25 protein-coding genes are annotated in these 25,105 nt (G+C 69.6%); 10 read left to right on the forward strand and 15 right to left on the reverse strand.

Annotation, left to right across the window (positions count from 1 at the left end):
• Window positions 1-3: 3 nt before the first annotated feature.
• From VF522_RS08880 to queC, 3 genes are read right to left on the reverse strand one after another with little or no spacing between them, the layout of a single operon-like run.
• Window positions 4-366 (reverse strand): 6-carboxytetrahydropterin synthase, encoded by a 363-nt coding sequence (locus VF522_RS08880; protein ID WP_330907882.1) that lies wholly within the window; start codon window positions 364-366, stop codon window positions 4-6.
• Window positions 363-998, reverse strand: a complete 636-nt coding sequence (gene queE, locus VF522_RS08885; RefSeq protein WP_330907883.1) for a 7-carboxy-7-deazaguanine synthase — start codon at window positions 996-998, stop codon at window positions 363-365. Before queE ends, VF522_RS08880 begins: the two co-directional genes overlap by 4 nt.
• Window positions 995-1,702, reverse strand: coding sequence for a 7-cyano-7-deazaguanine synthase QueC (gene queC / locus VF522_RS08890; protein ID WP_330907884.1), 708 nt, complete (start codon window positions 1,700-1,702; stop codon window positions 995-997). The genes queE and queC overlap by 4 nt, the downstream gene beginning before the upstream one ends.
• Window positions 1,703-1,946: 244 nt before the next feature.
• On the opposite strand from queC, the gene VF522_RS08895 reads away from it, so the two are divergent.
• Window positions 1,947-2,165: a DUF3606 domain-containing protein gene (locus VF522_RS08895; RefSeq protein WP_330907885.1), complete on the forward strand. Its 219-nt coding sequence runs from the start codon at window positions 1,947-1,949 to the stop codon at window positions 2,163-2,165.
• 95 nt (window positions 2,166-2,260) lie between these two features.
• Here the strand turns inward: VF522_RS08895 and pncB are convergent, their stop codons facing one another.
• The 6 genes from pncB to VF522_RS08925 all read right to left on the reverse strand — a co-directional run bounded on the left by pncB (window position 2,261) and on the right by VF522_RS08925 (window position 9,886).
• Window positions 2,261-3,451: a nicotinate phosphoribosyltransferase gene (gene pncB, locus VF522_RS08900; protein WP_330907886.1), complete on the reverse strand. Its 1,191-nt coding sequence runs from the start codon at window positions 3,449-3,451 to the stop codon at window positions 2,261-2,263.
• A gap of 62 nt (window positions 3,452-3,513) precedes the next feature.
• Window positions 3,514-4,362: a mechanosensitive ion channel family protein gene (locus tag VF522_RS08905; protein WP_330907887.1), complete on the reverse strand. Its 849-nt coding sequence runs from the start codon at window positions 4,360-4,362 to the stop codon at window positions 3,514-3,516.
• A 230-nt stretch (window positions 4,363-4,592) separates the two neighbouring features.
• Window positions 4,593-5,924: a sorbosone dehydrogenase family protein gene (locus VF522_RS08910; RefSeq protein WP_330907888.1), complete on the reverse strand. Its 1,332-nt coding sequence runs from the start codon at window positions 5,922-5,924 to the stop codon at window positions 4,593-4,595.
• 65 nt (window positions 5,925-5,989) lie between these two features.
• A complete protein-coding gene (locus VF522_RS08915) occupies window positions 5,990-8,623 on the reverse strand; it encodes a cbb3-type cytochrome c oxidase subunit I (protein WP_330907889.1) in 2,634 nt (877 codons plus the stop codon).
• Window positions 8,620-9,525, reverse strand: coding sequence for a cytochrome c oxidase subunit II (gene coxB / locus VF522_RS08920; protein WP_330907890.1), 906 nt, complete (start codon window positions 9,523-9,525; stop codon window positions 8,620-8,622). Before coxB ends, VF522_RS08915 begins: the two co-directional genes overlap by 4 nt.
• A 1-nt stretch (window position 9,526) precedes the next feature.
• The gene (locus VF522_RS08925) at window positions 9,527-9,886 is read right to left on the reverse strand and encodes a c-type cytochrome (protein WP_330907891.1); all 360 of its coding nucleotides are present in this window, start codon (window positions 9,884-9,886) and stop codon (window positions 9,527-9,529) included.
• A 50-nt stretch (window positions 9,887-9,936) separates the two neighbouring features.
• On the opposite strand from VF522_RS08925, the gene VF522_RS08930 reads away from it, so the two are divergent.
• The gene (locus VF522_RS08930; protein ID WP_330907892.1) at window positions 9,937-10,812 is read left to right on the forward strand and encodes a c-type cytochrome; all 876 of its coding nucleotides are present in this window, start codon (window positions 9,937-9,939) and stop codon (window positions 10,810-10,812) included.
• Between the two features lie 4 nt (window positions 10,813-10,816).
• Here VF522_RS08930 and VF522_RS08935 read toward each other — a convergent pair whose 3' ends face one another.
• A complete protein-coding gene (locus tag VF522_RS08935) occupies window positions 10,817-11,179 on the reverse strand; it encodes a hypothetical protein (RefSeq protein ID WP_330907893.1) in 363 nt (120 codons plus the stop codon).
• Between the two features lie 177 nt (window positions 11,180-11,356).
• On the opposite strand from VF522_RS08935, the gene alaS reads away from it, so the two are divergent.
• On the forward strand, window positions 11,357-13,981 hold the full coding sequence (gene alaS, locus VF522_RS08940) for an alanine--tRNA ligase (protein ID WP_330907894.1): 2,625 nt from the start codon (window positions 11,357-11,359) through the stop codon (window positions 13,979-13,981).
• A 104-nt stretch (window positions 13,982-14,085) separates the two neighbouring features.
• Here the strand turns inward: alaS and VF522_RS08945 are convergent, their stop codons facing one another.
• Window positions 14,086-14,991: a LysR family transcriptional regulator gene (locus VF522_RS08945; RefSeq protein ID WP_330907895.1), complete on the reverse strand. Its 906-nt coding sequence runs from the start codon at window positions 14,989-14,991 to the stop codon at window positions 14,086-14,088.
• Between the two features lie 84 nt (window positions 14,992-15,075).
• Between VF522_RS08945 and VF522_RS08950 the strand changes: the two genes are divergently transcribed.
• Window positions 15,076-16,053, forward strand: a complete 978-nt coding sequence (locus VF522_RS08950) for a tripartite tricarboxylate transporter substrate binding protein (protein ID WP_330907896.1) — start codon at window positions 15,076-15,078, stop codon at window positions 16,051-16,053.
• Between the two features lie 10 nt (window positions 16,054-16,063).
• Entirely contained in the window at window positions 16,064-17,122 is a 1,059-nt protein-coding gene (locus VF522_RS08955) for an isocitrate/isopropylmalate dehydrogenase family protein (RefSeq protein WP_330907897.1), read from the forward strand.
• A 13-nt stretch (window positions 17,123-17,135) separates the two neighbouring features.
• Here VF522_RS08955 and trmB read toward each other — a convergent pair whose 3' ends face one another.
• From trmB to VF522_RS08970, 3 genes are read right to left on the reverse strand one after another with little or no spacing between them, the layout of a single operon-like run.
• Window positions 17,136-17,837 (reverse strand): tRNA (guanosine(46)-N7)-methyltransferase TrmB, encoded by a 702-nt coding sequence (gene trmB / locus VF522_RS08960; protein ID WP_330907898.1) that lies wholly within the window; start codon window positions 17,835-17,837, stop codon window positions 17,136-17,138.
• Between the two features lie 14 nt (window positions 17,838-17,851).
• Window positions 17,852-18,724, reverse strand: a complete 873-nt coding sequence (gluQRS, locus tag VF522_RS08965) for a tRNA glutamyl-Q(34) synthetase GluQRS (RefSeq protein WP_330907899.1) — start codon at window positions 18,722-18,724, stop codon at window positions 17,852-17,854.
• Complete coding sequence (locus VF522_RS08970; protein ID WP_330907900.1) at window positions 18,721-19,665, reverse strand: LysR family transcriptional regulator; 945 nt, start codon at window positions 19,663-19,665, stop codon at window positions 18,721-18,723. The genes gluQRS and VF522_RS08970 overlap by 4 nt, the downstream gene beginning before the upstream one ends.
• A 101-nt stretch (window positions 19,666-19,766) precedes the next feature.
• Here VF522_RS08970 and VF522_RS08975 point away from each other — a divergent pair, with 101 nt between their 5' ends.
• The 4 genes from VF522_RS08975 (at window position 19,767) to VF522_RS08990 (ending at window position 22,569) form a co-directional block, all read left to right on the forward strand.
• Window positions 19,767-20,471 carry a pirin family protein gene (locus VF522_RS08975; RefSeq protein WP_330907901.1) on the forward strand — a complete coding sequence of 235 codons (705 nt, stop codon included), beginning with the start codon at window positions 19,767-19,769 and terminating at the stop codon, window positions 20,469-20,471.
• A gap of 34 nt (window positions 20,472-20,505) precedes the next feature.
• Window positions 20,506-20,955 carry a DoxX family protein gene (locus VF522_RS08980; protein WP_330907902.1) on the forward strand — a complete coding sequence of 150 codons (450 nt, stop codon included), beginning with the start codon at window positions 20,506-20,508 and terminating at the stop codon, window positions 20,953-20,955.
• The gene (locus VF522_RS08985; RefSeq protein WP_330907903.1) at window positions 20,952-21,506 is read left to right on the forward strand and encodes a flavodoxin family protein; all 555 of its coding nucleotides are present in this window, start codon (window positions 20,952-20,954) and stop codon (window positions 21,504-21,506) included. Before VF522_RS08980 ends, VF522_RS08985 begins: the two co-directional genes overlap by 4 nt.
• A 169-nt stretch (window positions 21,507-21,675) precedes the next feature.
• Complete coding sequence (locus VF522_RS08990) at window positions 21,676-22,569, forward strand: pirin family protein (protein WP_414709479.1); 894 nt, start codon at window positions 21,676-21,678, stop codon at window positions 22,567-22,569.
• A 117-nt stretch (window positions 22,570-22,686) separates the two neighbouring features.
• On the opposite strand, the gene VF522_RS08995 is transcribed toward VF522_RS08990, so the two are convergent.
• Window positions 22,687-23,424 (reverse strand): sulfurtransferase, encoded by a 738-nt coding sequence (locus VF522_RS08995; RefSeq protein WP_330907905.1) that lies wholly within the window; start codon window positions 23,422-23,424, stop codon window positions 22,687-22,689.
• A 63-nt stretch (window positions 23,425-23,487) separates the two neighbouring features.
• Between VF522_RS08995 and dnaE the strand changes: the two genes are divergently transcribed.
• On the forward strand, window positions 23,488-25,105 hold a 1,618-nt coding region (gene dnaE / locus VF522_RS09000; RefSeq protein WP_330907906.1), incomplete at its 3' end, for a DNA polymerase III subunit alpha.

Consider the following 25,105-nt stretch of genomic DNA (forward strand, 5'->3'; position numbering starts at 1 on the left):
GCCTCAGGCCAGCCGCAGGTCGCAGCGATCCCCGATTCCCTCGCGCCAGATCGACACCCGGCTCACCGGGAAGCCCGCCGCCCGCGCATGGTCCGCCACGAAGCGGCACAGGTTTTCCAGCGTAGGCTTGCCCAGGCCCGGCACGTCGTCCAGCAGCTGGTGATCGAGCTTGTCGCGCAGCTCGCCCAGTGCGCGGCGCAGGTGGCCGAGGTCGACCACCATCCCGCTCGCGTCCGGCTCGCCGGCCACCGCCACTTCGCCCTGGTAGGTGTGGCCGTGGACGCGCGCGCTGCCCTCGGTTTCGATCCTGCGTTCCAGCGTGTGCGCGGCGTCGAAGAAGAAGCGCTGCGAGATCTCGTACTTCATCGGATGCCCACCACCTTGTGCGTCTGCACGCTCAGGCGCCAGCGCGGGTCCTGCAGGCAGCGCGCGATCGCCCATTGCGTGTTCTCGCGCAGCAGCGGCCCGTCCATGGGCTGCAGCAGGTGCTGGGCGAAGTCGAGGCCGGCCAGTTCTTCCAGGTCTAGGCCGTCCTGCGGCACCACCACCTTCAGTTCGTGGCCGGCGCGGATGCGCAGCTCGGTGCCCGCCTTGGGGCTCACGCAGATCCAGTCCAGCCCCGGCGGCGGCTCCAGCGTGCCGTTGGTCTCGATGGCGATCTCGAAGCCCTGCGCATGCAGCGCATCGACCAGGGCCGCATCCACCTGCAGCAGCGGCTCGCCCCCGGTCAGCACCACCAGGCGGCGGCCGCGCGTGCCGGCCGGCCAGTGCGAGGCGACCGTCTCGGCCAGCTGCGCCGCGCTCGCGAACTTGCCGCCGCCGCTGCCGTCGGTGCCGACGAAGTCGGTGTCGCAGAAGCGGCACTGCGCCGTGGCGCGGTCGCTCTCGCGGCCGGACCACAGGTTGCAGCCGGCGAAGCGGCAGAACACCGCCGCGCGGCCGGCGTTGCCGCCTTCGCCTTGCAGCGTGTAGAAGATCTCCTTCACGGCGTACGTCATCGCTGCTTCCCCGTCATCCAGGCTTCGTAGCCCCGGGCGCGCAACTCGCACGCGGGGCAATGTCCGCAGCCATGGCCCCAGGCATGCAGTGCACCGCGCTCGCCGAGGTAGCAGGTGTGCGTGTCCTGGCGGATGACGTCCACCAGCGTGTCGCCGCCGAGGCGCCGCGCCAGCTCCCAGGTCGCGGCCTTGTCCAGCCACATCAGCGGCGTCGCGATCTCGAAGGGGCGGTCGGTGCCGAGGGTCAGCGCCTGCTGCATCGCCTTCATCGTGTTGTCGCGGCAGTCGGGGTAGCCGGAGTAATCGGTCTCGCACATGCCGCCCACCAGCACCGACATGCCGCGCCGGTAGGCGAGGGCGGCCGCCAGCGTCAGGAACAGCAGGTTGCGGCCGGGGACGAAGGTGTTCGGCAGGCCGTCGGCCTGCAGCGCGATCTCGGCGTCGCGAGTGAGCGCGGTGTCGCTGATGCGCCCCAGCACGTCGATTTCCAGCAGGTGGTCGTCGCCCAGGCGCTCGCCCCAGGCCGGGAAGGCGGCGGCGATGCGCTCGCGCACGGTGGCGCGGCAATCCAGCTCGATGCGATGGCGCTGGCCATAGTCGAAGCCGACCGTCTCCACGCGGGAGAAGCGGTCCAGGGCCCAGGCCAGGCAGGTGGTGGAATCCTGCCCGCCGGAAAAGAGAACGAGTGCCTGACGGGTGTCCATGCTGGGAGCGATCGTGGGGTGGCGGTCGCGGGCGCAATGCCCGGGGGCGCCAGGGCCGCGGCTCGGGGAGCCGGGGACGACATTATCCCGGGTCGGGGGGAGGGCTGCAGGAATGCGGGCATTTCGGTGCCGTTGCTGAGCCAGGGCATGCGGCACCGTCAGGTGCGCTGCGCCAAGTCCTACACCGGCGGCGGCGGGCGCTGCCTAGCATCGACGCTTCGTATCGAAAACAGACGGAAGCACCATGCACACCCTGCAGACGAAGCAGCAGTCGCCGCGCAGAGAGCGCATCGACATCACCCATGATTACGCCGTGTGCGCCTGGGCGCGGCATTTCAATGTGAGCCAGAGGCACGTGAAGGAGGCGGTGGCGGCGGTTGGAGACGAGGCCGACAGGGTGCGGGAGCACTTGGGGCGTGGCGTTGCGAAGCCGGTGTCGGTGGAGCGCCCTTCGGGCGCTTGAATGCTCTGGGTCCCCGCCTGCGCGGGGATGACGAGTACCGTGTCATTCCCGCGTAGGCGGGAATCCAGGGCTTCCGCATTCGGGGACGACGAAATTCAGGTCACCTTGAACACCTGCCGCAGATAGGCCAAAAAAGTCTCGTCCGTCGCCAGCGTCTTGCCCGGCGCGTCGGACAGCTTGGCCACCGGCTGGCCGTTGCATTCCACCAGCTTCATCACGATGTTGAGGGGCTTCAGGCCGACGTCGTTGGTGAGGCCGGTGCCGATGCCGAATCCCAACTGCACGCGGTCGCCGAAGTGGCGGTACAGCGCGATCGCCTTGTCGACGTCCAGGCTGTCGGAGAACACCAGCCGTTTGGAATGGGCGTCGATCCGTAGCGCGGCGTAGTGGGCCAGTGCCTTCTCGCCCCAGGCGACCGGGTCGCCGGAGTCGTGCCGCAGGCCGTCGAACAGCTTGGCGAAGTAGAGGTCGAAGTCGGCGAGGAACGCGTCCATGCCCACCGTGTCGGTGAGCGCGATGCCGAGGTCTCCGCGGTATTCCTGCACCCATTCCTCCAGCGCCGCGCGCTGGAAGTCGCGCAGCCGCACGCCCACGCCCTGGAAGGTCTGCAGGTACTCGTGGCCCATGGTGCCGATCGGAACGATGTCGAGGTCGCGCGCGAGCAGCACGTTGGAGGTGCCCTTGAAGAATTGCGGCAACTCCTTCGCGAGCGTGGCGATCACCTCGCGCTGCCAGTCGCGGCTGTAGCGGCGCCGCACGCCGAAGTCGAAGAACTCGAAGGGATGCGCGAGCGGTGGCTCCTCGCCGAAGGCGCGTAGCTGCGCTACCTTGTCATTCAGGCGGCGCCGGCCCTCCGTCCAGGCGGCGTCACGGTCGAAGCGGCGGAAGTACAGCTCGTTGACGATCGCCAGCACGAAGATCTCGAAGCCCATCACGTGCACCTGCGGCCCGCGCGCCTCGATGCGCAGCGCGTCGCCTTCCGCCCAGGCACGGACGAAGTCGCGCTGGAAACGGAAGATGCGCAGGAAGTCGATGAAGTCGCTGCGCATGAAGCGCAGGCCAGCCAGGAAGTCCAGCTCGTCGCCGGTGAAGGAGAGGCGGCACAGGTGGTCCAGTTGCGCGTTAACGGCGTCCACGAGTTCGGCCAGCGGATACAGCGGTTCGTTGCGCAGCACGAAGCGGTAGGCGGCCTGGTTCTGCGCGTGCCGATGCAGCAGCGGCTGCCACATCGTGAACTTGTAGAGGTCGGTGTCCAGCAGGCTCTGGACCACGGGTTCGAACGCCATGTCCCAGTGTGGCAAAGAAAAAGGGCCCCGTGCGGGGCCCTGCTGCGGAAGACGCGGCGTGCTCAGCCGCCTTCGGCGTCGTGGCGCTTGTCGGCCGGCACCGGCCCGCCCTGCGAACCGCCGCCTTGCGGATAGCCGCCGGTGGGCCACTGGCCAGGCTTGGCCTGCTCGTTGCCGTGCATCCGGTCGCCCATGTTCTCCGCCAGCTGCTTCATCTCGCCCGACTTCTCCTGCGCCTTCGAATACCACTTGCTCAGGATCTCGGCCGCCGTCTCGCGGCCACCCAGCCCGAAGGCAAGGCCCAGGCCCAGGGCGAGGGCGCCCACCACCGCCATGAACAGCGTGTTCACCAGTTCGGTCGCGATGCCCAGCTGGTTGACGGCCACCACGATCGCGAAGGCCCACACCACCGTCGCCGCGGCCTTGGACAGGAAGTTGGCGTTCGTGAGGCCCGCTTCGTTGGCCGCGCCGCGCACCACGTTGCTCAGCGCACGGGCCGCCAGTCCGCCGATGACGAGCACCACCAGCGCCACCACCACGTTGGGCAGCCACAGCAGCAGTTGCCGCAGCACCTCCGACACCGCCGGCAGGCCCAGCGCATCGAAGGCCACCACCAGCGCGATCAGCCGCACGAACCACTTCACCACCAGGCCGATCATCCCGGAGGCATCGGTGTTCATGCCCATCTTGCGGATGAAGTCGCTCAGGCCCGCGCGCTCGGACAGGTCGTTGAACTTGATGGAGCGCAGCACTGCCGCGAGACCGCGTTCGATCAGCGAGGCGATGAACCAGCCGGCGACGATGATCAGCAGGAAGCCGATGATTTTCGGGATCGCCGAGAACAGCAGCGCCATGGCCGCGGCCAGCGACGTGAACATCGCGTCGCTCCATTCGGTGACTTGGGTGGGCATTTGGTGATCTCCCGTTGCGGATGTTGTCAACTACCGCACACTGTCGATCGTCTGTAAACGTGTCCAAGTCGGCCTTGTGATGCGACGGGTGTAGGACAGGATGGCTCGGCTTCGTGGGCCGATCGTCGGGGTTCGCCTGCGGGCTCACCCCGACCTACGAAAACCACCGGGTTCGATCCCCGTAGGTCGGCGGTGAGCGCGCGAAGCGCCGAACCCCGACGCACGACGCCCTATCGTGCCGCCGCCACCCGCCACACCGTGTTCCCCACGTCATCCGCCACCAACAACGCGCCCTTGCCATCCAGCGTCACGCCCACCGGCCGCCCATACGCATCGCCGTTGTCGCCCAGGAACCCTCCGAGGAATTCCATCGGCTGGCCGGCCGGCTTGCCGTTCGCGAAGGGGATGAACACCACGTTATAGCCGGCGCGCGGCCTTCGGTTCCAGGAGCCGTGCTGGCCGACGAAGGCGCCGCTGGCGTAGTTCGGCGGCATGCGCGCATCGGAGAAGGTCAGGCCCAGCGGTGCGACGTGCGAACCGAGGCCGAAGTCGGGCACGACCGCCTTGGCGACCATCGCCGGGTTCGCCGGCTGCGCCCGGTCGTCCACGTGCTGGCCCCAGTAGCTCCACGGCCAGCCGTAGAACGCGCCGTCCTTCACCGACGTGAGGTAGTCGGGCACCAGGTTGTCGCCGAGTTCGTCGCGTTCGTTCACCACCGTCCACAACGTCCTGGTCTGGGGTTCCCAGCCGAGCCCGTTGGGGTTGCGCAGCCCCGTGGCGTACAGGCGCTTGTTGCCGGTGGCGCGGTCCACCTCCCAGATCGCCGCGCGGCCCTGTTCGGCTTCCAGGCCGTTGTCGCCCACGTTGCTGTTGGAGCCGACGGTCGCATACAGCTTGCTGCCGTCGGCGCTGGCAATGATGTTCTTCGTCCAGTGGTGGTTGGTGCCGGCCGGCAGGTCGGTCACTTTCACCGGCGTGGCCTGGATCGCGGTCTGCCCCGGCTGGTAGGGAACCTTCACGATGGCGTTCGCATTGGCGATGAAGAGCTCGTTGCCCACCAGCACCATGCCGAAAGGCGACACCAGGTTGGCGAGGAACACGGTGCGGACTTCGGCCACGCCGTCGCCGTCGGCATCGCGCAGCAGGGTGATGCGGTTGGCGCTGGGCACGCCGGCGCCGGCGCGCTTCATGAAGAAGCTCATCGCCTTGCCCTTGATGCCCTCGGCATGCACGTTCCGCGTGCCGGGCTCGGGCTCCGGCTTGTTGCTTTCGGCCACCAGCACGTCGCCATTGGGCAGCGTGTAGACCCAGCGCGGATGATCGAGGCCTTTCGCGAAGGCGGTCACGCGAAAGCCCGCCGGTGCGCGCGGCGCGGCGCCATCCGGCCAGCCCTTGGCCGGCGCGACGCTCACGGTGGGCAGCCAGCTTTTGTGCGGTTCGGGCAGCGGCGGATTCGGCCCGGTGCCGGACAGCGCCGATTGCGCGATGACGCCCGCGGCGCAGGCCGTCAGCACGGCGACGGCGACGACGGGCAGCAGGAGGTAGGGATTCGCGTTCTTCATGTTCGAAGTTTCCGCCGTCGCGCCAGGCGTGTTGTAGGCGGGCGCCGCGAAACGCGGGCGCCAGCTCAGGCGTTCATCCACTGCGGCAGCAGCCGCACCAGCGCGATGGTGGCGATGCCCTGCGCGACGGTGTAGTGGAAGAAGAAGGCGCTGTTGTCCAGCGTCGCGCGCGCATCGGGGCGCAGCTTGCCGGCCAGCGATCGCGCGAGGACATAGGGGCCCATGAAGAGCAGCACCACGACGTGCAGTCCCTGCCAGGCGAGCAGCGCCGCGACCGTGGCGCCCCACGCGTGTTCGCGCGGCGCCAGTCCCGCCTGCAGGTGCGCGCCGAGGTCGACGCCGAAACCGGCGAGGCCACAGGCCGTCGCGAGCAGCATGGCTGTCTGCAGCCAACCCTGGCGCTGCACGAGCCGTCCGGCCGCGAAGACCAGCAGCGAAGCCGCGACGAGCAGGCCGGCGGCCCACCCGCCGCCGCCGGCCAGTTGCGTGCCCGGTGGCGGACAGACATCGAGCTTCATCGACACGTGCAAATGCGCGAAGGCGAGCGAGGCGAACACCGTCGCGTCCACGGCGGCCAGCACCACCATCGCCCACCACGAGGGCGAGCCGCGGCCGCGCGCGATGGCCGGCACGCTCACGCCGTCGCCGATCTGCGCGGTGGCGCGCGGGGGTGGCTCGTCGAGTTGCCACAGCCAGCCGAGGATGGCGGCGATGGCGACGAGGCCGCAGGCCATGGCGGGCAGCATCCAGGACACGGTGAGCGCGAGGAAGAAGCCCGCCGTCGCCATCGCCGCGACGAAATGCAGCCAGCCGTCGCCGGCGATGCGGAACAGCGAGCGGATCTCGGCCCGCCGCAGGCTCGTCACCAGCGTCTCGCGCCCGCCGAAGGCGGTGCCGGGCAGCCAGTGCCGGCCCTGCACGATCTCCTGCGCGAGTCCCGGCTGTTCCCACAGCGGATAGCGGGTGGTCACCTGCGGGATGCTGCGCACGCCGTAATCCTGCGCCGGCAGCCATTCGAGCGAGTGCGCCTGCCAGGGATCGCCGTGCTCGCGTTCGGGCTTGCGTGCGCTGCGCGCGAAGTGCACCAGCGTCAGCACGGCGCCGGCGGCGAACACATAAGCGCCGACCGTGGACAGCAGGTTCCACGCCGTCCACCCGAGTCCCGCGTCGTAGGTGTAGATACGCCGCGGCATGCCCGCCAGTCCGGCGATGTGCATCGGGAAGAAGGCGAGGTTGAAGCCCGCGAACATCAGTCCCGCGCTCCAGCGGCCGACGCGTTCGGAGAGCCGGTGGCCGTTGACGACCGGCGCCCAGTAATAGAGGCCGGCGAACAGCGGAAACACCATGCCCCCGATCAGCACGTAGTGCAGGTGCGCGACGACGAAGTAGCTGTCGTGCACCTGCCAGTCGAAGGGCAGCACGGCGACCATCACGCCCGTGAGCCCGCCCAGGACGAAGATGAAGTGGAAGCCGAGCAGGAACAGCGTCGGCGACTCCAGGCCCACGCGTCCCTTCCAGAAGGTGGCGATCCAGGCGAACACCTGCACCGCGCTCGGGATGGAGACGAGGAAGCTGGCCGCCGAGGTGAGATACAGCGCGAGCGGCCCGAGTCCCGCCGTGAACATGTGGTGGATCCACAGCAGGAAGCTCACCGCGCCCACGCCCACGAGGGCCCAGGCGGCGGCGGAGTGTCCCACCAGCGGCGTGCGCGCCATCGCGGGCACCAGCATCGAGACCATGCCCGCCGCCGGCAGGAAGATGATGTAGACCTCGGGGTGCCCGAAGAACCAGAACAGGTGCTGCCACAGCAGCGGGTCGCCGCCGCGCGCCGGGATGAAGAAGGGCCAGTCGAACGCGCGTTCCATCTCCAGCAGGATGGTCCCGGCGATGATCGCGGGGAAGGCGAACACGATCATCAATCCGGTGACGAGCATCGCCCAGGCGAACAGCGGCATGCGCATGAGGCTCATGCCCGGCGCGCGCGTGAACAGCACGCCGACGATCAGTTCGATCGCGCCCGCGATGGCGCTGATCTCGATGAAGCCGATGCCCAGCAGCCACCAGTCCGCGCCGATGCCGGGGGAGTATTCCTTGCTCGTGAGCGGCGGGTACATGAACCAGCCGCCGTCGGGCGAGGCGCCGAACAGCACCGTGCAGAAGAAGGCGAAGCCGCCGAAGGCGTAGGCCCAGAAGGCGTAGGCGGACAGGCGCGGGAAGGGCAGGTCGCGCGCGCCCAGCATGTTGGGCAGCAGCCAGACCGCCATCGCCTCCACCACCGGCACGGCGAACAGGAACATCATCACCGTGCCGTGCATGGTGAACAGCTGGTTGAAGGTGCCGGCATCCACCAGCGTGTTGTTCGGCACCGCGAGCTGCGCCCGCATCACGAGCGCGAGCACGCCGGCACCGAGGAAGAACAGCAGCGACGTGGCGAGGTAGTAGAGGCCGATCTGCGTGTTGTTGACGGCGGTGAACTTGCGCCAGCCCCTGGGAGGGTCCCAGGCACGTTGGAGCGCTTCGAGTTCGCCGGCGGGACGGGGGAGGCGGTTCGGAAGTTCGTCATTCCCGCTCTCCTTCCCGTCATTCCCGCTCTCCCTCCCGTCATTCCCGCGAAGGCGGGAACCCAGGGCGCCCTGGGCCCCCGCCTTCGCGGGGGTGACGGAGGGGGACGCGGGGGCGGCGGACTCGTCCGCGTTCATTGCAGCGTCCCCAGCCATTCGGCGATCACAGCTAGTGTCTCGTCCCCGAGCTTTTCATACGAGGGCATCCGCGCACCGCTCTTGATGCGCTGCACGTGCGCGATCCACGCACGCCGGCCGTCCTCGGTGTTCGCCATGGACCCCGCCGCCAGCTGCATGCGGCTCCCCACATGCGTGAGGTCCGGCCCCAGCCGGCTCTCCTCGCTCACCCCGCGCACCGCATGACACGCATTGCAGCGATGCGCCAGAAACGCCTGCTGCCCCGCGCTCGCGGTCGACACCGCCGGCCTCGCCTGCGCCGCCAGCCATGCTTCGAAGTCTGCCGGCGCCATCGCCACCACCTGCAGCACCATCCGCGCATGCTGCTCGCCGCAGAACTCGGCGCACTGCCCGCGATAAGTGCCGGGCCGGTCAGCGGACAGCAGCAGGTGCTGCAGCCGCCCCGGGATCATGTCCAGCTTGCCCGCCAGCTGCGGCACCCAGAAGCTGTGGATCACGTCGTTGCTGTCGACCGCGAGGTACACCGGCCGCCCCACCGGGATGCGGATCTCGTTGGCCGTGCGGATCTCCGCGCCGCTGGCCGGATCGCGGTAGCGCACGTCCCACCACCACATCGTGCCGGTCACGGCGACCACCAGGGCGCCGGGCGGCGGCACCGGTTTCCAGTGCGGCGTCATGCCGACGGTCCACACATAGAGCGCGGCCAGCACCGCGCCGGGAAACAGCAGCCCGCCGCCGACGATCCACAGCCGCGTGCGCACGGTCCCCGCCCTGCGCCGCAACGACGCGGCGAGCAGCAGCATCACGCCGGCGAAGATCGCGAAGCCGCCGGCGAAAAGCACCCAGCTGATGCTTTCGATCGCGCGCGCCGCATCGCCCGCGGCCTGCATCACGCCGGCCATCTCACTCGAGCGTGAACAGGTAGGCCGCCATCGCCTGCGCCTCGTCGGCCGACGCGCCCATGCGCGGCATCAGCGTGCCGGGCACCAGCGAGGCGGGGGCTTCGATCCAGCGGGCGAGCACGTCCGGCCGGTTGGGCAGGCGGCCAGCGATGTAGCTGCGGTGGCGCCACGCCTTGAGGGACTGCGCGACCTGGCCGCGGGACCCCGGCACGCCGGGGATCGCGTGGCAACTGCCGCAGCGGTACTGGACCAGCAGGTCACGGCCGCGCTCGACCCGGCCGCGGTCCTGCGCGGCCGCGGGCAGGGCGGCGGAGGCGGCGAGCAGCGCCGCCAGGCACGCGGCGCGGCAGGTCGTCGGCATCGGCGCATTCTGGCCCTCGACGGCGCCGCCGTGGGCCAGAATCGCGCCTCATGCGCAACAAGGCTCGCGTGCTGCTCATTGCGGCCGCCACGACGGCGGTGCTGGCGCTCGCCGGCGCGGTCACCGCGGCGGTGGTGATCTTCGGCGGGCTCTACGACGTCGCGTCCACGAAGGAGCACTGGCAGCCGACCTACCGCGTGCTGGAGACGGCGATGCGCCACTCGGTGAAGCTGCGTGCGAGCGGCATCGTGGAGCCGCCGTTGTCCGACGAGACGATGGCCGTGCGCGGCGCGGGCTGCTTTCGCGACAAATGCGTGCAATGCCACGGCGCGCCGGGGGTGAGCCCGGGCGACATCGGCAAGAGCATGCAGCCGCTGCCGGGTCCGCTGGTCGACGCGAGGCGGCATTGGCGCGCGCGCGAGCTCTACTGGCTCACGCGGCACGGCATCCGCATGAGCGGCATGCCGGCCTGGGAGTTCCGCCTGGGTGACGAGGAACTGTGGGAAGTGGTGGCCTTCCTGCAGCGGCTGCCCGACCTGAATGCCCCGCAGTACGCGGACTGGATGCGGCGCGCGCCGCCCGCGCCGGCCTGCGGCGCCGGGGCGCTGCGGTCCCCGCAGGCGCCGGTGGTGCTCGCGGGGTTGCCGGTCGATCCCGAGCGCGGCCGGGTGGCGCTGCACCAGCATGGCTGCAACTCCTGCCACACGATCCCCGGCGTCACCGGGGCAGGCGTCTACGTCGGGCCGCCGCTCGCAGGCATGGCCGGCCGCCAGTTCATCGCCGGCACGCTGCTCAACACGCAGGACAACATGCGCCGCTGGCTCATGGAGACCCAGCAGGTGAAGCCCGGCACGGCCATGCCGCAGCTGGGCGTGTCCGAGCGCGACGCCCGCGACATGGCCGCCTACCTGGCGACCCTCCGATAGCGGCTCAGCGCCAGACGGCGAGGGCGAGGACCAGGAAGCCGGCGACCGCCACGGCGGCATGCACCAGCACCAGCCAGATCGGCAGCGGCAGCCTCTTCCAGTGGTAATTCAGGTTCAGCACGAGGCCGCCGAGCGCGGCGACGACCAGCAGGATCACGCCCAGCCAGGCGCCGCCGGGCATGCCGGCCGCGAAGCCCGCGTAGAGCAGCAGCGTCAGGGAGCCGCCCGCCAGCAGGCCGTGCAGCATGGCGATCGCTGTCGGGGGCTGGGGCCGCCCGGCAAAGCGGATGCCCGCCAGCAGCAGGCCGCCGAGGGCGGTGAGGGCCAGCAGGATCACGGCGGTCTTCAGCATCGTCTGCACGTCCATGTCTTGTTCTCCTTTGGTGGGTGCGGGCTATAGATGCGACGCGGGGCTGCCGCGTTCCCGTCCGCGCGGCCAGCCCGGATGGACGGCGGGGCACGCCTGAGCCTAAAGGGATTCGGCCCGTCCGGGGCGGGCCGCCAGGGGGCGAAACCTATAATCGAAGGTTCAGCTGGACCCCCCATGACCACACCGAAATTCACCGTCGCCGACATCCGCCAGACCTTCCTGGACTTCTTCAAGGACAAGGGCCACGCGGTGGTGGCCTCCAGCCCGCTCGTGCCGGGCAACGACCCGACGCTGATGTTCACCAACTCGGGCATGGTGCAGTTCAAGGACGTCTTCCTCGGCACCGACAAGCGCCCCTACGTGCGCGCGGCTTCGGTGCAGGCCTGCCTGCGCGCCGGCGGCAAGCACAACGACCTGGAGAACGTGGGCTACACCGCGCGGCACCACACCTTCTTCGAGATGCTGGGCAACTGGAGCTTCGGCGACTACTTCAAGCGCGAGTCGCTCAAGTGGGGCTGGGAACTGCTGACGCAGGTCTACAAGCTGCCGGCCGACCGGCTGTGGGCCACCGTCTACATCGACGACGACGAGGCCTACGACATCTGGACCAAGGAGATCGGCGTGCCGCCCGAGCGCGTGGTGCGCATCGGCGACAACAAGGGCGCGAAGTACGCCAGCGACAACTTCTGGATGATGGCCGACACCGGCCCCTGCGGTCCCTGCTCGGAGATCTTCTTCGACCACGGTCCCGAAGTGGCCGGCGGCCCTCCGGGCAGCCCGGACCAGGACGGCGACCGCTACATCGAGATCTGGAACCACGTGTTCATGCAGTTCGACATGCAGCCGGACGGCTCGCTGAAGAAGCTGCCCGCGCCCTGCGTGGACACCGGCATGGGCCTGGAGCGCCTGGCGGCGATCCTGCAGCACGTGCACAGCAACTACGAGATCGACATCTTCGAAGCGCTGATCCAGGCTGCGGGCCGCGAGACCGGCGTGAAGGACCTCGCGAATCCCTCGTTGAAGGTGATCGCCGACCACGTGCGTGCCACCTCCTTCCTGGTCGCCGACGGCGTGATCCCGTCCAACGAAGGCCGCGGCTACGTGCAGCGGCGCATCATCCGCCGCGCCATCCGCCACGGCTACAAGCTCGGTCGCAAGACGCCCTTCTTCCACAAGCTCGTGCCGGACCTCGTGAAGCTGATGGGCGAGGCCTACCCGAACCTGAAGGCGAGCGAGAAGCGCGTGATGGAAGTGCTCAAGGCCGAAGAGGAGCGCTTCTACGAGACGCTGGCCAACGGGATGGAGATCCTGGACGCGGCCCTGGCCGGCGGCCAGAAGGTGCTGCCCGGCGACGTCGCCTTCAAGCTGCACGACACCTACGGCTTCCCGCTGGACCTGTCGGCCGACGTCTGCCGCGAGCGCGGCGTGAGCGTCGACGAGGCCGGCTTCAACGCGGCGATGGAAAAGCAGAAGGCCGCGGGCCGCGCCGCCGGCAAGTTCAAGATGGACCGCGCGCTGGAATACGGCGGCGCCTCCAACGTGTTCACCGGCTACGAGAAGCTGGAAGAGTCGGCGAAGGTCGTGGCCCTGTACAAGGACGGCACGCCGGTGCAGCAGCTGGAAGAAGGCCAGCCGGGCGTCGTGGTGCTGGACACCACGCCCTTCTACGCCGAGAGCGGCGGCCAGGTCGGCGACAGCGGCGTGCTGGCGGCCGAGGGCGTGCAGTTCGGCGTGGAGGACACGCAGAAGATCAAGTCCGACGTGTACGGCCACCATGGCGTGCAGACGCAGGGTCGCCTGAAGGTCGGCGACACGGTCAAGGCGTCCGTGAACATGGCGCTGCGCCAGTCGACGATGCGCAACCACAGCGTCACGCACCTGATGCACAAGGCGCTGCGCGAGGTGCTGGGTTCGCACGTGCAGCAGAAGGGCTCGCTGGTCGACGCGGACAAGACGCGCTTCGACTTCACGCACAACGCGCCGGTCACGCCGGAGCAGCTGCGCGAGATCGAGAAGCGCGTGAACGCGGAGATCCTGGCCAACCAGGCGACGCAGGCGCGCGTGATGGACATCGAGTCGGCGCAGAAGACCGGCGCGATGATGCTGTTCGGCGAGAAGTACGGCGAGACCGTGCGCGTGCTGGACATCGGCTCCAGCCGCGAACTGTGCGGCGGCACGCACGTGCAGCGCACCGGCGACATCGGGCTGTTCAAGGTCGTGGGCGAAGGCGGCGTGGCCGCCGGCATCCGCCGCATCGAGGCGGTGACCGGCGCCAACGCGCTTTCGTATCTGCAGCAGCTGGAGTCCACGGTGCAGGCGGCGGCGGGCTCGCTGAAGTCGGCGCCGACGGAACTGAACGGCCGCATCGAGCAGGTGCTGGACCAGGTGCGCGCGCTGGAAAAGGAAGTGGCGCAGCTGAAGGGCAAGCTGGCTTCCTCGCAGGGCGACGAGCTGGTGGCGCAGGCCGTCGACGTGAAGGGCGTGAAGGTGCTGGCCGCGCGCCTCGAAGGCGCCGACGCCAAGACGCTGCGCGACACGATGGACAAGCTGAAGGACAAGCTCAAGACGGCGGCGATCGTGCTGGCCGCGGTCGACGGCGCCAAGGTTCAACTGGCCGCGGGCGTCACCGCCGACAGCATGGGCAAGGTCAAGGCCGGCGACCTGGTGAACTTCGTCGCGCAGCAGGTCGGCGGCAAGGGCGGCGGCAAGCCGGACCTGGCCATGGCCGGCGGCACCGATGCGAGCAAGCTGACGGGGGCGCTCCAATCCGTTCAAGGCTGGGTGGCCGAGCGGGTCTGACCCGTCACCCCCGCGCAGGCGGGGGCCCAGGGCATTGAAGAAGGGCGCCACCGGCGCCCTTTCTCTTTGGACGCCCTGGATCCCCGCCTGCGCGGGAATGACGGCTATCGCCCTGCAGACTTCGCCCGCGCCCGCCGCACCAGCATGTCATGGAACGCCTGCGCCGCCGGCGACAGCGGTCGTCCGCGCCGGCGGATCATGCCGATCGTGCGGACCACCTGCGGCTCCACCAGGGGCACGCTCACCAGCGCTGCAGGTCCGCCCACCGGCACCGCGAAGCGCGGCGCCGGGCCGACGCCGATGCCGGCTTCCACCAGGTCCAGGAGCGCCGGGACGTGGCGCACTTCGCAGGCCCAGCGCAATGGCACCTGCAGGCCGGCCAGCGCCTGGTCGATCAGCATGCGGTTGCCGCTGCCCGGCGCGAGCATCACGCACTCGTGGTCCGCCAGTTCGGCCCAGCGCACGCGCCGCCGCCGCGCCAGCGCATGCCCCACCGGGCACGCCACCACGAAGTCCTCCTGCAGCAGCGGCTCGAACTCGAGGTCGGGCTCCTGCGTGCCGAGATAGGTCACGCCGAAGTCGGCCTCCGCGCGGGCCACGGCCAGCAGGATCTCGGTGGCGCTGTCGTCCACCACCCGCACCCGGATGCGCGGGAACTGCGCGTGGAATTCGCGCAGGGCTTGCGAGACGAAGCTGCCCACCGCGGACGGCACGCAGGCGACCGTGACCTGGCCGCGCAGCCGGTCCGACAGGTCCGCCATCCCGAGCAGGGCGCCTTCCAGTTCGTTCAGCACGTGCCGCGCGCGCGGGATGAAGCTGCGCCCCATCGCGTTGAGTTCGACCTTGCGCGTCGTGCGGTCGAACAGGCGGAAGCCCAGGCCTTGCTCCAGCTTCTCCACCCGCCGCGACAGGGCCGGTTGCGACAGGTGCTGCGCCTCGGCCGCGGCCCGGAAGCTGCCCAGGTCGGCGACGGCCACGAAGGCGCGCAGGCCGTCCAGGTCGATATTCATGTGCGATGCGTATCAATCGGAAGAATCTTTGCAATTTACCCGATGAGTCCGCTGCGCGATGATCCGCGGCTGGAGACGACAACCATGCACAAGACCCGACGTACCTTCGCCACCGCCCTCGCGGCCGCCACGCTGCTGGCCCCGTTCGCAGCCGTCCAGGCGCAGACCTTTCCCAGCCGCCCCATCACGCTGGTCGTGCCCTTCGCCCCCGGCGGCGGCACCGACAGCATCGCGCGCGACGTCGCCAAGGTGATGGCCGAACAGCTCGGCCAACCGGTGATCGTGGAGAACCGCGGCGGCGCCGGCGGCGCCCTCGGCGCCGATGCGGTCGCCAAGGCGAAGGCGGATGGCCACACCCTGTTGTTCGCGACGTCCACTTTCGCGACGCATGCCGCGATCTCGCCGAAGCTGCCCTATGACGCGGCCAAGGACTTCGCACCCGTCGCGATGATCGGCCGCGGCCCGCTGCTGGTGGTCGCCTCGCGCGAGCTCGGCGCGACTTCGATCCCCCAGTTGCTCGCCACCGCCAAGTCGCGCCCGCAGGGCCTGAACTTCTGTTCCGCCGGCGAGGGCAGCATCAACCACCTGGCCGGCGAGATGTTCCGCCAGAAGACCGGCCTCGCGATGACCCACGTGCCCTTCAAGGGCAGCGGCCCGGCGACCGTCGAACTGCTGGCCGGCCGCATCGACCTGTTCTTCTCCACCGTGCCGACCATCCTGTCCCACGTGAAGGACGGCAAGCTGCCGGTGCTCGCCGTCACCGGCGCGCGCCGCTCGGCGCTGTTCCCGCAGGTGCCCACGATGGCCGAAGCCGGCGTGCCCGGCTTCGAGGTGACGACCTGGTGGGGCGTGCTGGCCCCGGCGCAGACGCCGCCCGCGGTGATCGCGATGCTCAATCGCGCGGTCAACGACGCCGCGGCGGGCGAGTCCGTGAAAGGCCGGCTGCTCGCCGAAGGCGCGGACCCGCTGCGCATGACGCCCGCGGCCTTCGGCCAGGAGCTCGCGCGCGAACTGGCGAACTGGCGCGCCGTCGCATCCAACCCCGGCATGCAGCTGCGCTGACACCCGCACCATGAAAATCGTCGTACTTCCCGGGGACGGCATCGGCCCCGAAACCATGGCCGTCACGGTCGACGTGCTGGAGGCGGTGTCGCGCCGCTTCGGCCTGCGTCTCGAACTGGACCACGACGTCACCGGCCACGAAAGCCTCAAGCGCCACGGCGCGACCGTCACGCAGTCGCTGCTGCAGAAGGTCAAGGCGGCCGACGGCCTGATGCTCGGCCCCACCGCCACGTACGAGTTCAAGGACGAGTCCAAGGGCGAGATCAACCCCTCGAAATTCTTCCGCAAGGAGCTGGATCTCTACGCGAACATCCGCCCGGCGCGCACCTACCCGGGACTGCCGAACAAGGTCGGCGCGTTCGACCTGGTGGTGGTGCGCGAGAACACCGAAGGCTTCTACGCCGACCGCAACATCGCCTCGGGCGGCAGCGAGATGCTGATCACGAAGGACGTGGTGGTGTCGCTGCGCCGGATCACCCGCGAATGCTGCGAGCGCATCGCGCGCTCCGCGTTCGAGCTGGCGATGACGCGCGGCAAGCACGTCAGCATCGTGCACAAGGCCAACGTGCTGCGCATCGGCGACGGCATGTTCATCGACATGTGCCAGGCGGTGGCGCGCGAGTTTCCCGAAGTGCGCGTCGACGACTTCATCGTGGACGCGATGATGGCGCACGTGGTGCGGGCGCCGGAACGCTACGACGTGATCGTCACGACCAACATGTTCGGCGACATCCTGTCGGACCTGACGGCGGAGCTCTCCGGCAGCCTCGGGCTGGGCGGCTCGCTCAACGCCGGCCGCGACCATGCGATGGGCCAGGCGCAGCACGGTTCCGCGCCGGACATCGCCGGCCGCGACGTCGCCAATCCCTTCTCGCTGGTGCTCTCGGCCGGACAGCTGCTGGGCTGGCACGGCCAGCGCAAGGGCCTGCCCGACTTCCTGCGGGCCGCGCAGGCGATCGAGGAGGCGACGGTGGCCGCCATCGCCGCGGGCGATTGCACGCGCGACGTCGGCGGCAAGCTCGGCACCGCGGCGACGGGGCGGGCGTTCGTGCAGCGGCTGCTGGCTTGAAAGGACCGTCAGGTCACTTCTTCTCGAACACGACGTCCCACACGCCGTGTCCCAGCCGGATGCCCCGGTTCTCGAACTTGGTCAGCGGCCGGTACTCCGGCCGCGGCGCGAACCCATGCGCGGTGTTCTTGAGATGCGGATTGGCGGAGAGCACCTCCACCATCTGCTGCGCATACGGCTCCCAGTCCGTCGCGCAGTGGAGGTAGCCGCCCGCCCGCAATCGCGGCAGGAGTTTCGCCAGGAAGTGCGGCTGCACCAGCCTGCGCTTGTTGTGCCGCGCCTTGTGCCAGGGATCCGGGAAGAAGATGTGCACGCCCGCCAGCGACGCCGGCGGCAGCATGTGCTCGATCACTTCCACCGCGTCGTGCTGCACGATGCGGATGTTCGTCAGGCCCAGGTCGCCGATGCGCTTGAGTAGCGCGCCGACGCCGGGCGTGTGCACCTCGCAGCAGACGAAATTCTTCTCGGGCATCAGGCCGGCGATGTGGGCCGTGGCTTCGCCCATGCCGAAGCCGATCTCCAGCACCGTGGGCGCCTCGCGGCCGAACACCGCGGCCAGGTCGATGGGCTGCGGCTGGTAGGGCAGCAGGTATTGCGGGCCCAGCGTCTCGAGCGCGCGCGCCTGGCCGATGGTGGTGCGGCCGGTGCGCAGCACGTAGCTGCGGATGCCGCGGGGATGCTGCACGCCCGCGGGCGTGTCCTTCTCGTCGCTCATCCCCCGATTGTCCCCTACGGGAAACGCGCGACCCAGGCGCAGGTCGCGGCAAGGAGCGCATTGCCGAGGCTGGGTTCGCCGGACACGTCGATGCCGAGCACGGCCGCGGCCGAGACGATCGCCCGCAGCGGATCGCCGAGCTCCACGGCTTCGGCGCCGTTCTGCTTCGACAGCTTCTCGCCATTCGGCCCCAGCACCAGCGGCGCGTGCAGGTAGGCCGGCTGCGGCAGGCCCAGTGCGCGCTGCAGCAGCAGTTGGCGCGGCGTGTTGTCCGCGAGATCCTCTCCGCGCACGACGTGCGTGATCCCCTGCGCGCCGTCGTCCACCACCACCGCGAGCTGGTAGGCGTACAGGCCATCGGCCCGCTTCAGGACGTAGTCGCCGACTTCCTGCGCGACGTCCTGCAGGCGCACGCCGAGGCGGCGATCGGTCCAGGGCACGACGCCATCGGCGACGCGCAAGCGCCAGGCGCGCGGCTCCTGGCCGTGCAGTCCCTGGCGGCAGGTGCCCGGATAGACCAGCTCGCCGCCGCGCGGACGTTCCCGCCCCTGCGCGCGCAGCGCCACCTCGATGTCCTTGCGCGAGCAGGCGCAAGGGTAGGCGAGCCCCTGGTCCACCAGCCGATCGAGCGCCACTTGGTACAGGGGCTCGCGCTGCGACTGCCAGGTCGGCTCCTCGTCCGGCAGCAGGCCGCAGGCGGCCAGTTGGCGCAGGATCTCGGCGTCCGCGCCGGGCACGCAGCGCGGACGGTCGACGTCCTCGATGCGCACCAGCCAGGTCCCGCCGTGCGCGCGCGCATCGAGCCAGCTCGCCAGCGCCGCCACCAGCGAGCCCGCGTGCAGCGGACCGGTGGGCGAGGGCGCGAAACGACCGCGATAGCCGTTCATGAAGATCGGTGCCGTTCCAGCAGAGCACCGCGCGTGGCCGGGCTTTCCAGCTGCGCCAGCCACCACTGCAGTGCACGCCCCGGCCCGAGCGGCCCGCCGCTGCGCCACGCATAACCGAGGCGCTGCTGGCGCCGTGCCGAGCGCTGCACCTCGCGCACCACCAGCCGGCCGTTCTCGATGTACGGGCGCGCCATCGGCTCCGGCAGGAAGCCGCCGCCCAGTCCGCGCAATTGCGCATCGAGCTTGGCGCGCATGGTCGGCACGGTGAAGACGTCCTGCCCCGCGAGCAGTCCCATGGTCACCGCGTTGTTGCGCAGTTGCGTGGAATCGGCCACCGCCACCGCGCGATGGCGGATCAGGACCTCGTCGCCGATCGGTTCGGTCGCGGCGGCGAGCGGATGGTGCGGCGCCATGCAGTAAACGAACAGCATGTCGCCCAGTTCGTGGCTTTGGATGCCGGGCGTGGTGCCCGGTTCGACCACGACGCCCAGGGCGAGGTCCGCGCGGCCGGAGGTCAGCGCCTCCAGCGTGCCGGCCAGTGCCTCCTCGCGCACGCGCAGGCGGGTCGTGGGCTGCAGCGCGTAGAAGGACTCCGCCAGTTCCATCACCGTGGAGCAGGACAGCGCCACGTCGACGGCCACCGTGAACTCCGCTTCCCAGCCCGTGGCGACGCGCTTGACGCGGTTGGCCATCGCGTCGATATCCTGCAGCAACTGCTGGCCGGCGCACAGCAATTCGTTGCCGGCGGCCGTGAGCCGGGCCTGGCGCGAACTGCGGTCGAAGAGCAGGACGTCGAGGGCATCCTCGACCTGCCGGACGCGGTAGGTGACGGCGCTGGGCACCAGTCCGAGCTCGCGCGCGGCGGCGGCGAAGCTGCCCTGGTCGGCCACGGCCTGGACCAGGGCGAGGGCATCGGGGGTGAGGACGTCACGCGGGGTCATGGGCAGCGATGTTCAAGGATTTTGAATGCTGCCATCAAATCCGGGGCTATTTCGCCAAGGAATCCGGGGCCTAAAGTAGCGGTCATTCAAAGGAATTCACCATGATCACCTTGCGCAAGTCCCAGGACCGCGGCCATGCCGACCATGGCTGGCTCAACTCCTTCCACAGCTTCTCGTTCGCGGGTTACTACGATCCCGAACACATGGGCTGGGGCAACCTGCGCGTGATCAACGAGGACCGCATCGCACCGGGCTCCGGCTTCGGCACCCACGGGCACCGCGACATGGAGATCATCAGCTACGTGCTGTCCGGCGAGCTGGCGCACAAGGACACGCTGGGTAACGTCAAGGGCATCCCGCCCGGCGACGTGCAGCGCATGAGCGCCGGCCGCGGCGTGATGCACAGCGAGTTCAACCATGCCAAGGACCAGACCACGCACTTCCTGCAGATCTGGATCCAGCCGAACGTGACCGGCATCGAGCCGGGCTACGAGCAGAAGAGCTTTCCCGAGGCGGAGAAGCGGGGCAAGCTGCGTCTGGTGGCCTCGCCCGACGGCGCCGAAGGCTCGGTGCTGATCCACGCCGACGCGAAGCTGCATGCCGGCCTGTTCGACGGCGCCGAAGAGGCGACGCTGGCGCTCGACCCCGGCCGGCCGGTGTATGTGCACCTGATTCGCGGCGAATTGTCGGTGAATGACAACAAGCTCGGCACCGGCGATGCAGTCAAGTTGCAGGGTGAGACCCGCTTGAGCCTCTCGGGCGGCAAGAATGCCGAAGTGCTCGTCTTCGAGCTGTCCGGGCACTGATCATCGTCCCTATATCCAAAGCAAGGAGAACCTGATGGCCACCACTACCACCTACGCCAGCCCCGCGGTCGGCGCCCCCAACGCAGCGCAGGACACGCTCGCCCTGATCGGGCGCGTCCTGCTCGCCTGGCTGTTCGTGCCCGCCGGCTGGGGCAAGATCGCCGGCTTCGCGGGCACCGCGGGCTACATCGCGTCCAAGGGCATCCCTTTCCCCGAGGTGTGCGCGGCACTGGCGATCGCGGCCGAACTCGGACTGGGCCTCGCGCTGCTCGTCGGCTGGCAGGCCCGCTGGGCGGCCCTGGGCCTGGCGATCTTCGTCGCCGTGATCACGCCCCTGTTCCACAACTACTGGGCCATGCCTGAAGCGCAGCAGATGATGCAGAAGCAGGCCTTCAGCAAGAACATCGCCGTGCTGGGCGGCTTGCTGGTCGTGGCGGCCTTCGGCGCCGGACGCTTCAGCATGGACGGCCGCCGGCGGGCATGACGGACATCGTCGTCGTCTTCCACTCCGCTTACGGGCACACGCAGCGCATGGCGCAGGCGGTCGCCCGCGGGGCGGGAGCCCAGCTGCTCGCCATCGACGCCGACGGCAACCTGCCGGCCGGCGGCTGGGAGCTGCTGAAGGCCGCCGACGCGATCATCTTCGGCACGCCCACTTACATGGGCAGCGTGAGCTGGCAGTTCAAGAAGTTCGCCGATGCGTCCTCCAAGGCCTGGTACGCCCAGGACTGGAAGGACAAGATCGCCGCGGGCTTCACCAACAGCGCGGGCATGAACGGCGACAAGCAGGGCACGCTCACCACGCTGTTCACGCTGGCGATGCAGCACGGGATGATCTGGGTGAGCCAGGGCCTGATGCCGAGCCAGATGCGCTCGGCCAGGCGCGACGACGTGAATTACCTGGTGTCGTACAGCGGCGCCATCGCGACGTCCCCGGCGGACGCCGGGGCGGATGCGATGGCGGCGGGGGACCTGGAGACGGCGCGACTGTTCGGCGAGCGCGTTGCCGAGATTGCGGCGCGGTTCCAGCGCTGATAAAAGCCAACTACCGGACGCAGAAGACGCAGAGGTTCCGCAGAAGACGCAAAAGACATCCTTGATGGGATTTTTTGCGTCCTCTGCGTAGTTTTTGCGTCTTCTGCGTCCGGTTGTTGGATGTCTGGTCGGCGAGCAGGAGATCGCGGCGGTTCCTACAATGGCCCGCATGATGCGAGAACGGCTCATCGGGCACGACAAGGACCTCGGCGGCGGCTTCGTGGTGCGGCGGCTGCTGCCGCACGCGCGCCAGCGCAGCGTCGGCCCCTTCATCTTCTTCGACCACTTCGGCCCGGCCGAGGAACTGCCCGGCGTCGACCACGACGTGCGGCCGCACCCGCACATCGGCCTGGCCACCGTCAGCTACCTGTTCGACGGCGCCATGATGCATCGCGACAGCCTCGGCACGCAGCAGCTGATCGAGCCCGGCGCGATCAACTGGATGACGTCCGGCCGCGGCATCGTGCACTCGGAACGCCGGCCCGACCACCTGCGCGAGACGCGCTACGTGAACCACGGCCTGCAGCTGTGGGCGGCGCTGCCGCTCGCGCACGAGGAGACCGAGCCCTTCTTCTCGCACACGCCCGCCGAGGCGATCCCGGAGGTGAGCGTGGGCGACGGCCGCGTGCGCGTGCTGGTGGGCGAGGCCTTCGAGGCGCACTCGCCGGTTCCGGCGCTGTCCCGCACGCTCTATCTCGACGTGTGGCTGCCCGCGGGCGGACGCATGGTGCTGCCGCCGCTGGTGCCCGAGCTGGCGCTCTATCTCGTCGAGGGTGACGTCGAGATCGATGGCGAAGCGCTGGCGCCCCGCGAAATGGCGGTGCTGCAGGCCGGGCAGCCCTCCGCCCTGTTCACGCACGCCGGCGCCCGCCTCGTGGTGGTCGGCGGCGATCCGCTCGACGCGCCGCGCCACATGTGGTGGAACTTCGTCTCCAGCCGCAAGGAGCGCATCCTGCAGGCCAGCGCGGACTGGGAGGCGATGCGCATGGGCGTGGTGCCGGGGGACGACGAGTACATCCCGCTGCCGGCGACGCGCTTCACGCCGCCGGAACCGCGCTCCTAGCCGTCATTCCCGCGAAGGCGGGAATCCAGAGCCTCGTCGATTCGTAGGGTGGGCAAGCTCGCTTGCCCACCGTGCCCGCGCGCCGCATCGATGGTGGGCAAGCGGAGCTTGCCCACCCTACGAGGCCGCGGGCGCGAGATCGGCACCCACCGCCTCCCGCTCATCGAACACGAAACAATCCCCGCGGAAATGCGCCCCGCCGGCTTCCTCGAAGTACTTCAGGATCCCACCTTCCAGCTGCCAGACGTTCTCCAACCCGGCCTCCCGCATCACCAGCGCCGCCTTCTCGCAGCGGATGCCGCCGGTGCAGTAGCTGACGACCGTCTTGCCCTGCAGGTCCGCGAGGTTCACGCGCAGGGCGTCCGGAAACTCGCTGAATTTGGCCATCCGCCAGTCGATGGCGCCGGCGAAGGCGCCGTGATCCACTTCGAAGGCATTGCGCGTGTCGAGCGTCACCACCGGCCGGCCGGCGTCGTCGTGGCCGGCATCGAGCCAGCGCCTGAGCGTGCGGGCGTCCAGGGCCGGCGCCCGGCCCTGCGCGGGGCGGATCGCCGGGTGGTTCATGCGGATGATCTCGCGCTTGTGCTTCACCACCATGCGGCCGAAGGGCACGGTGTCAGACCAGCTCTCCTTGGCCTGCAGGCCGGCCAGGCGGGGATCGTCCCGCAGGTGGGCCAGCAGGGCGCGCACCGCTTCGGGCGCGCCGGCCAGGAACAGGTTGATGCCTTCTTCGGCCAGCAGGATCGTCCCCTTCAGCTCCAGGGTCCGCGCGCGGGCCAGCAGCGGTTCGCGCAGCGCGGCGGCGTCCGGCAGTGGCACGAACAGGTAGGCGGAGACGTTGAGGATATTGTTCACGGGCAAGCATTCTAGGAACCTGTCAAGGTCCAATCGGTTCCCGGGGTTTCCTAGAATCGGGTCATGTTCGTCCACCTGCGCCTGCACACCGAATTCTCCGTCGTCGACGGCACCAACCGCATCGAGGAGATCGTGAAGGCGGCGGGGGCCGATGCCCAGCCGGCGCTGGGCATCACCGACCTGAACAACCTGTTCGGCGCGATCAAGTTCTACAAGCAGGCGCGCGGCGCCGGCCTGAAGCCGGTGGTGGGCTGCGAGCTGATGCTCCAGGGCCTGGGCACCGACCCGGCGGGACTCTCGCGCGTGATCCTGCTGGTGCAGAACCACCGCGGCTACCTGAACCTGTGCGAGATCCTGGCGCGCGCCTGGACCGCCAACGTCGTGCGCGCGCAGGGCGTGGCGAAGCTGGAGTGGCTGCAGGAGCTGGGCGAGGGCCTGATCCTGCTGTCCGGCGCGCAGGCCGGCCCGGTGGGCCAGGCGCTGGTGCAAGGCGACGAGGGCCGCGCCTCCGAGATCGCGCTGCAGCTCGCGAGCCTGTTCCCGCACCGCTTCTACATCGAGCTGCAGCGCGCCGGCCGCAACGACGACGAGACGCATGTCTCCGCCGCGGTGCAGCTGGCGGCGCGCCTGAACCTGCCGGTGGTGGCGACGCACCCGGTGCAGTTCACCAAGGAAGACGACTACGAAGCCCACGAGGCGCGCGTGTGCATTTCCGAGGGCGAGATCCTCGGCAACCCGCGGCGCGTGCGCAAGTTCACCCGCGAGCAGTACTTCAAGACCGCGGCGCAGATGACAAAGCTGTTCGCCGACCTGCCGTCGGCGGTGGCCAACACGCTGGAGATCGCGCGCCGCTGCAACCTGGTGCTGGAACTGGGCAAGCCGCGGCTGCCCAACTTCCCCACGCCGAACGGCATGCCGGCCGAGGAGTACTTCCGTTACGCCTCGCACGAGGGCCTGAAGGAGCGGCTGGTCCACCTGTTCCCCAACGAGGCGGAACGCGAGCAGCAGCGTCCGCGCTACGTCGAGCGGCTGGAGTTCGAGCTGGGGACCATCCTGAAGATGGGCTTTCCCGGCTACTTCCTGATCGTGGGCGACTTCATCAACTGGGCCAAGAACAACGCCTGCCCGGTGGGCCCCGGCCGCGGATCCGGCGCCGGTTCGCTGGTCGCCTACGCGCTGAAGATCACCGACCTCGACCCGCTGCAGTACAACCTGCTGTTCGAGCGCTTCCTGAACCCGGAACGCGTGTCGATGCCCGACTTCGACATCGACTTCTGCCAGGGCAACCGCGACCGCGTGATCGAGTACGTGAAGGACAAGTACGGGCGCGATGCGGTGTCGCAGATCGCCACCTTCGGCACGATGGCCGCGCGCGCCGCGGTGCGCGACGTGGGGCGCGTGCTCGACATGAGCTACACCTTCTGCGACGGCATCAGCAAGCTGATCCCCAACAAGCCCGGCACGCACGTGACCATCGCCGAGGCGATGGAGCAGGAGCCTATCCTCAAGGAGCGCTACGAGCGCGAGGACGAGGTCAAGACGCTGCTCGATCTTGCCCAGAAGCTCGAAGGCATGACGCGCAACATCGGCATGCACGCGGGCGGCGTGCTGATCGCGCCGGGCAAGCTGACCGACTTCACGCCGCTGTACCAGCAGCCGGGCAGCGACTCGGCGGTGAGCC

Source organism: Ramlibacter sp., assembly GCF_036383835.1.
Classification (GTDB): Bacteria; Pseudomonadota; Gammaproteobacteria; order Burkholderiales; family Burkholderiaceae_C; genus Ramlibacter.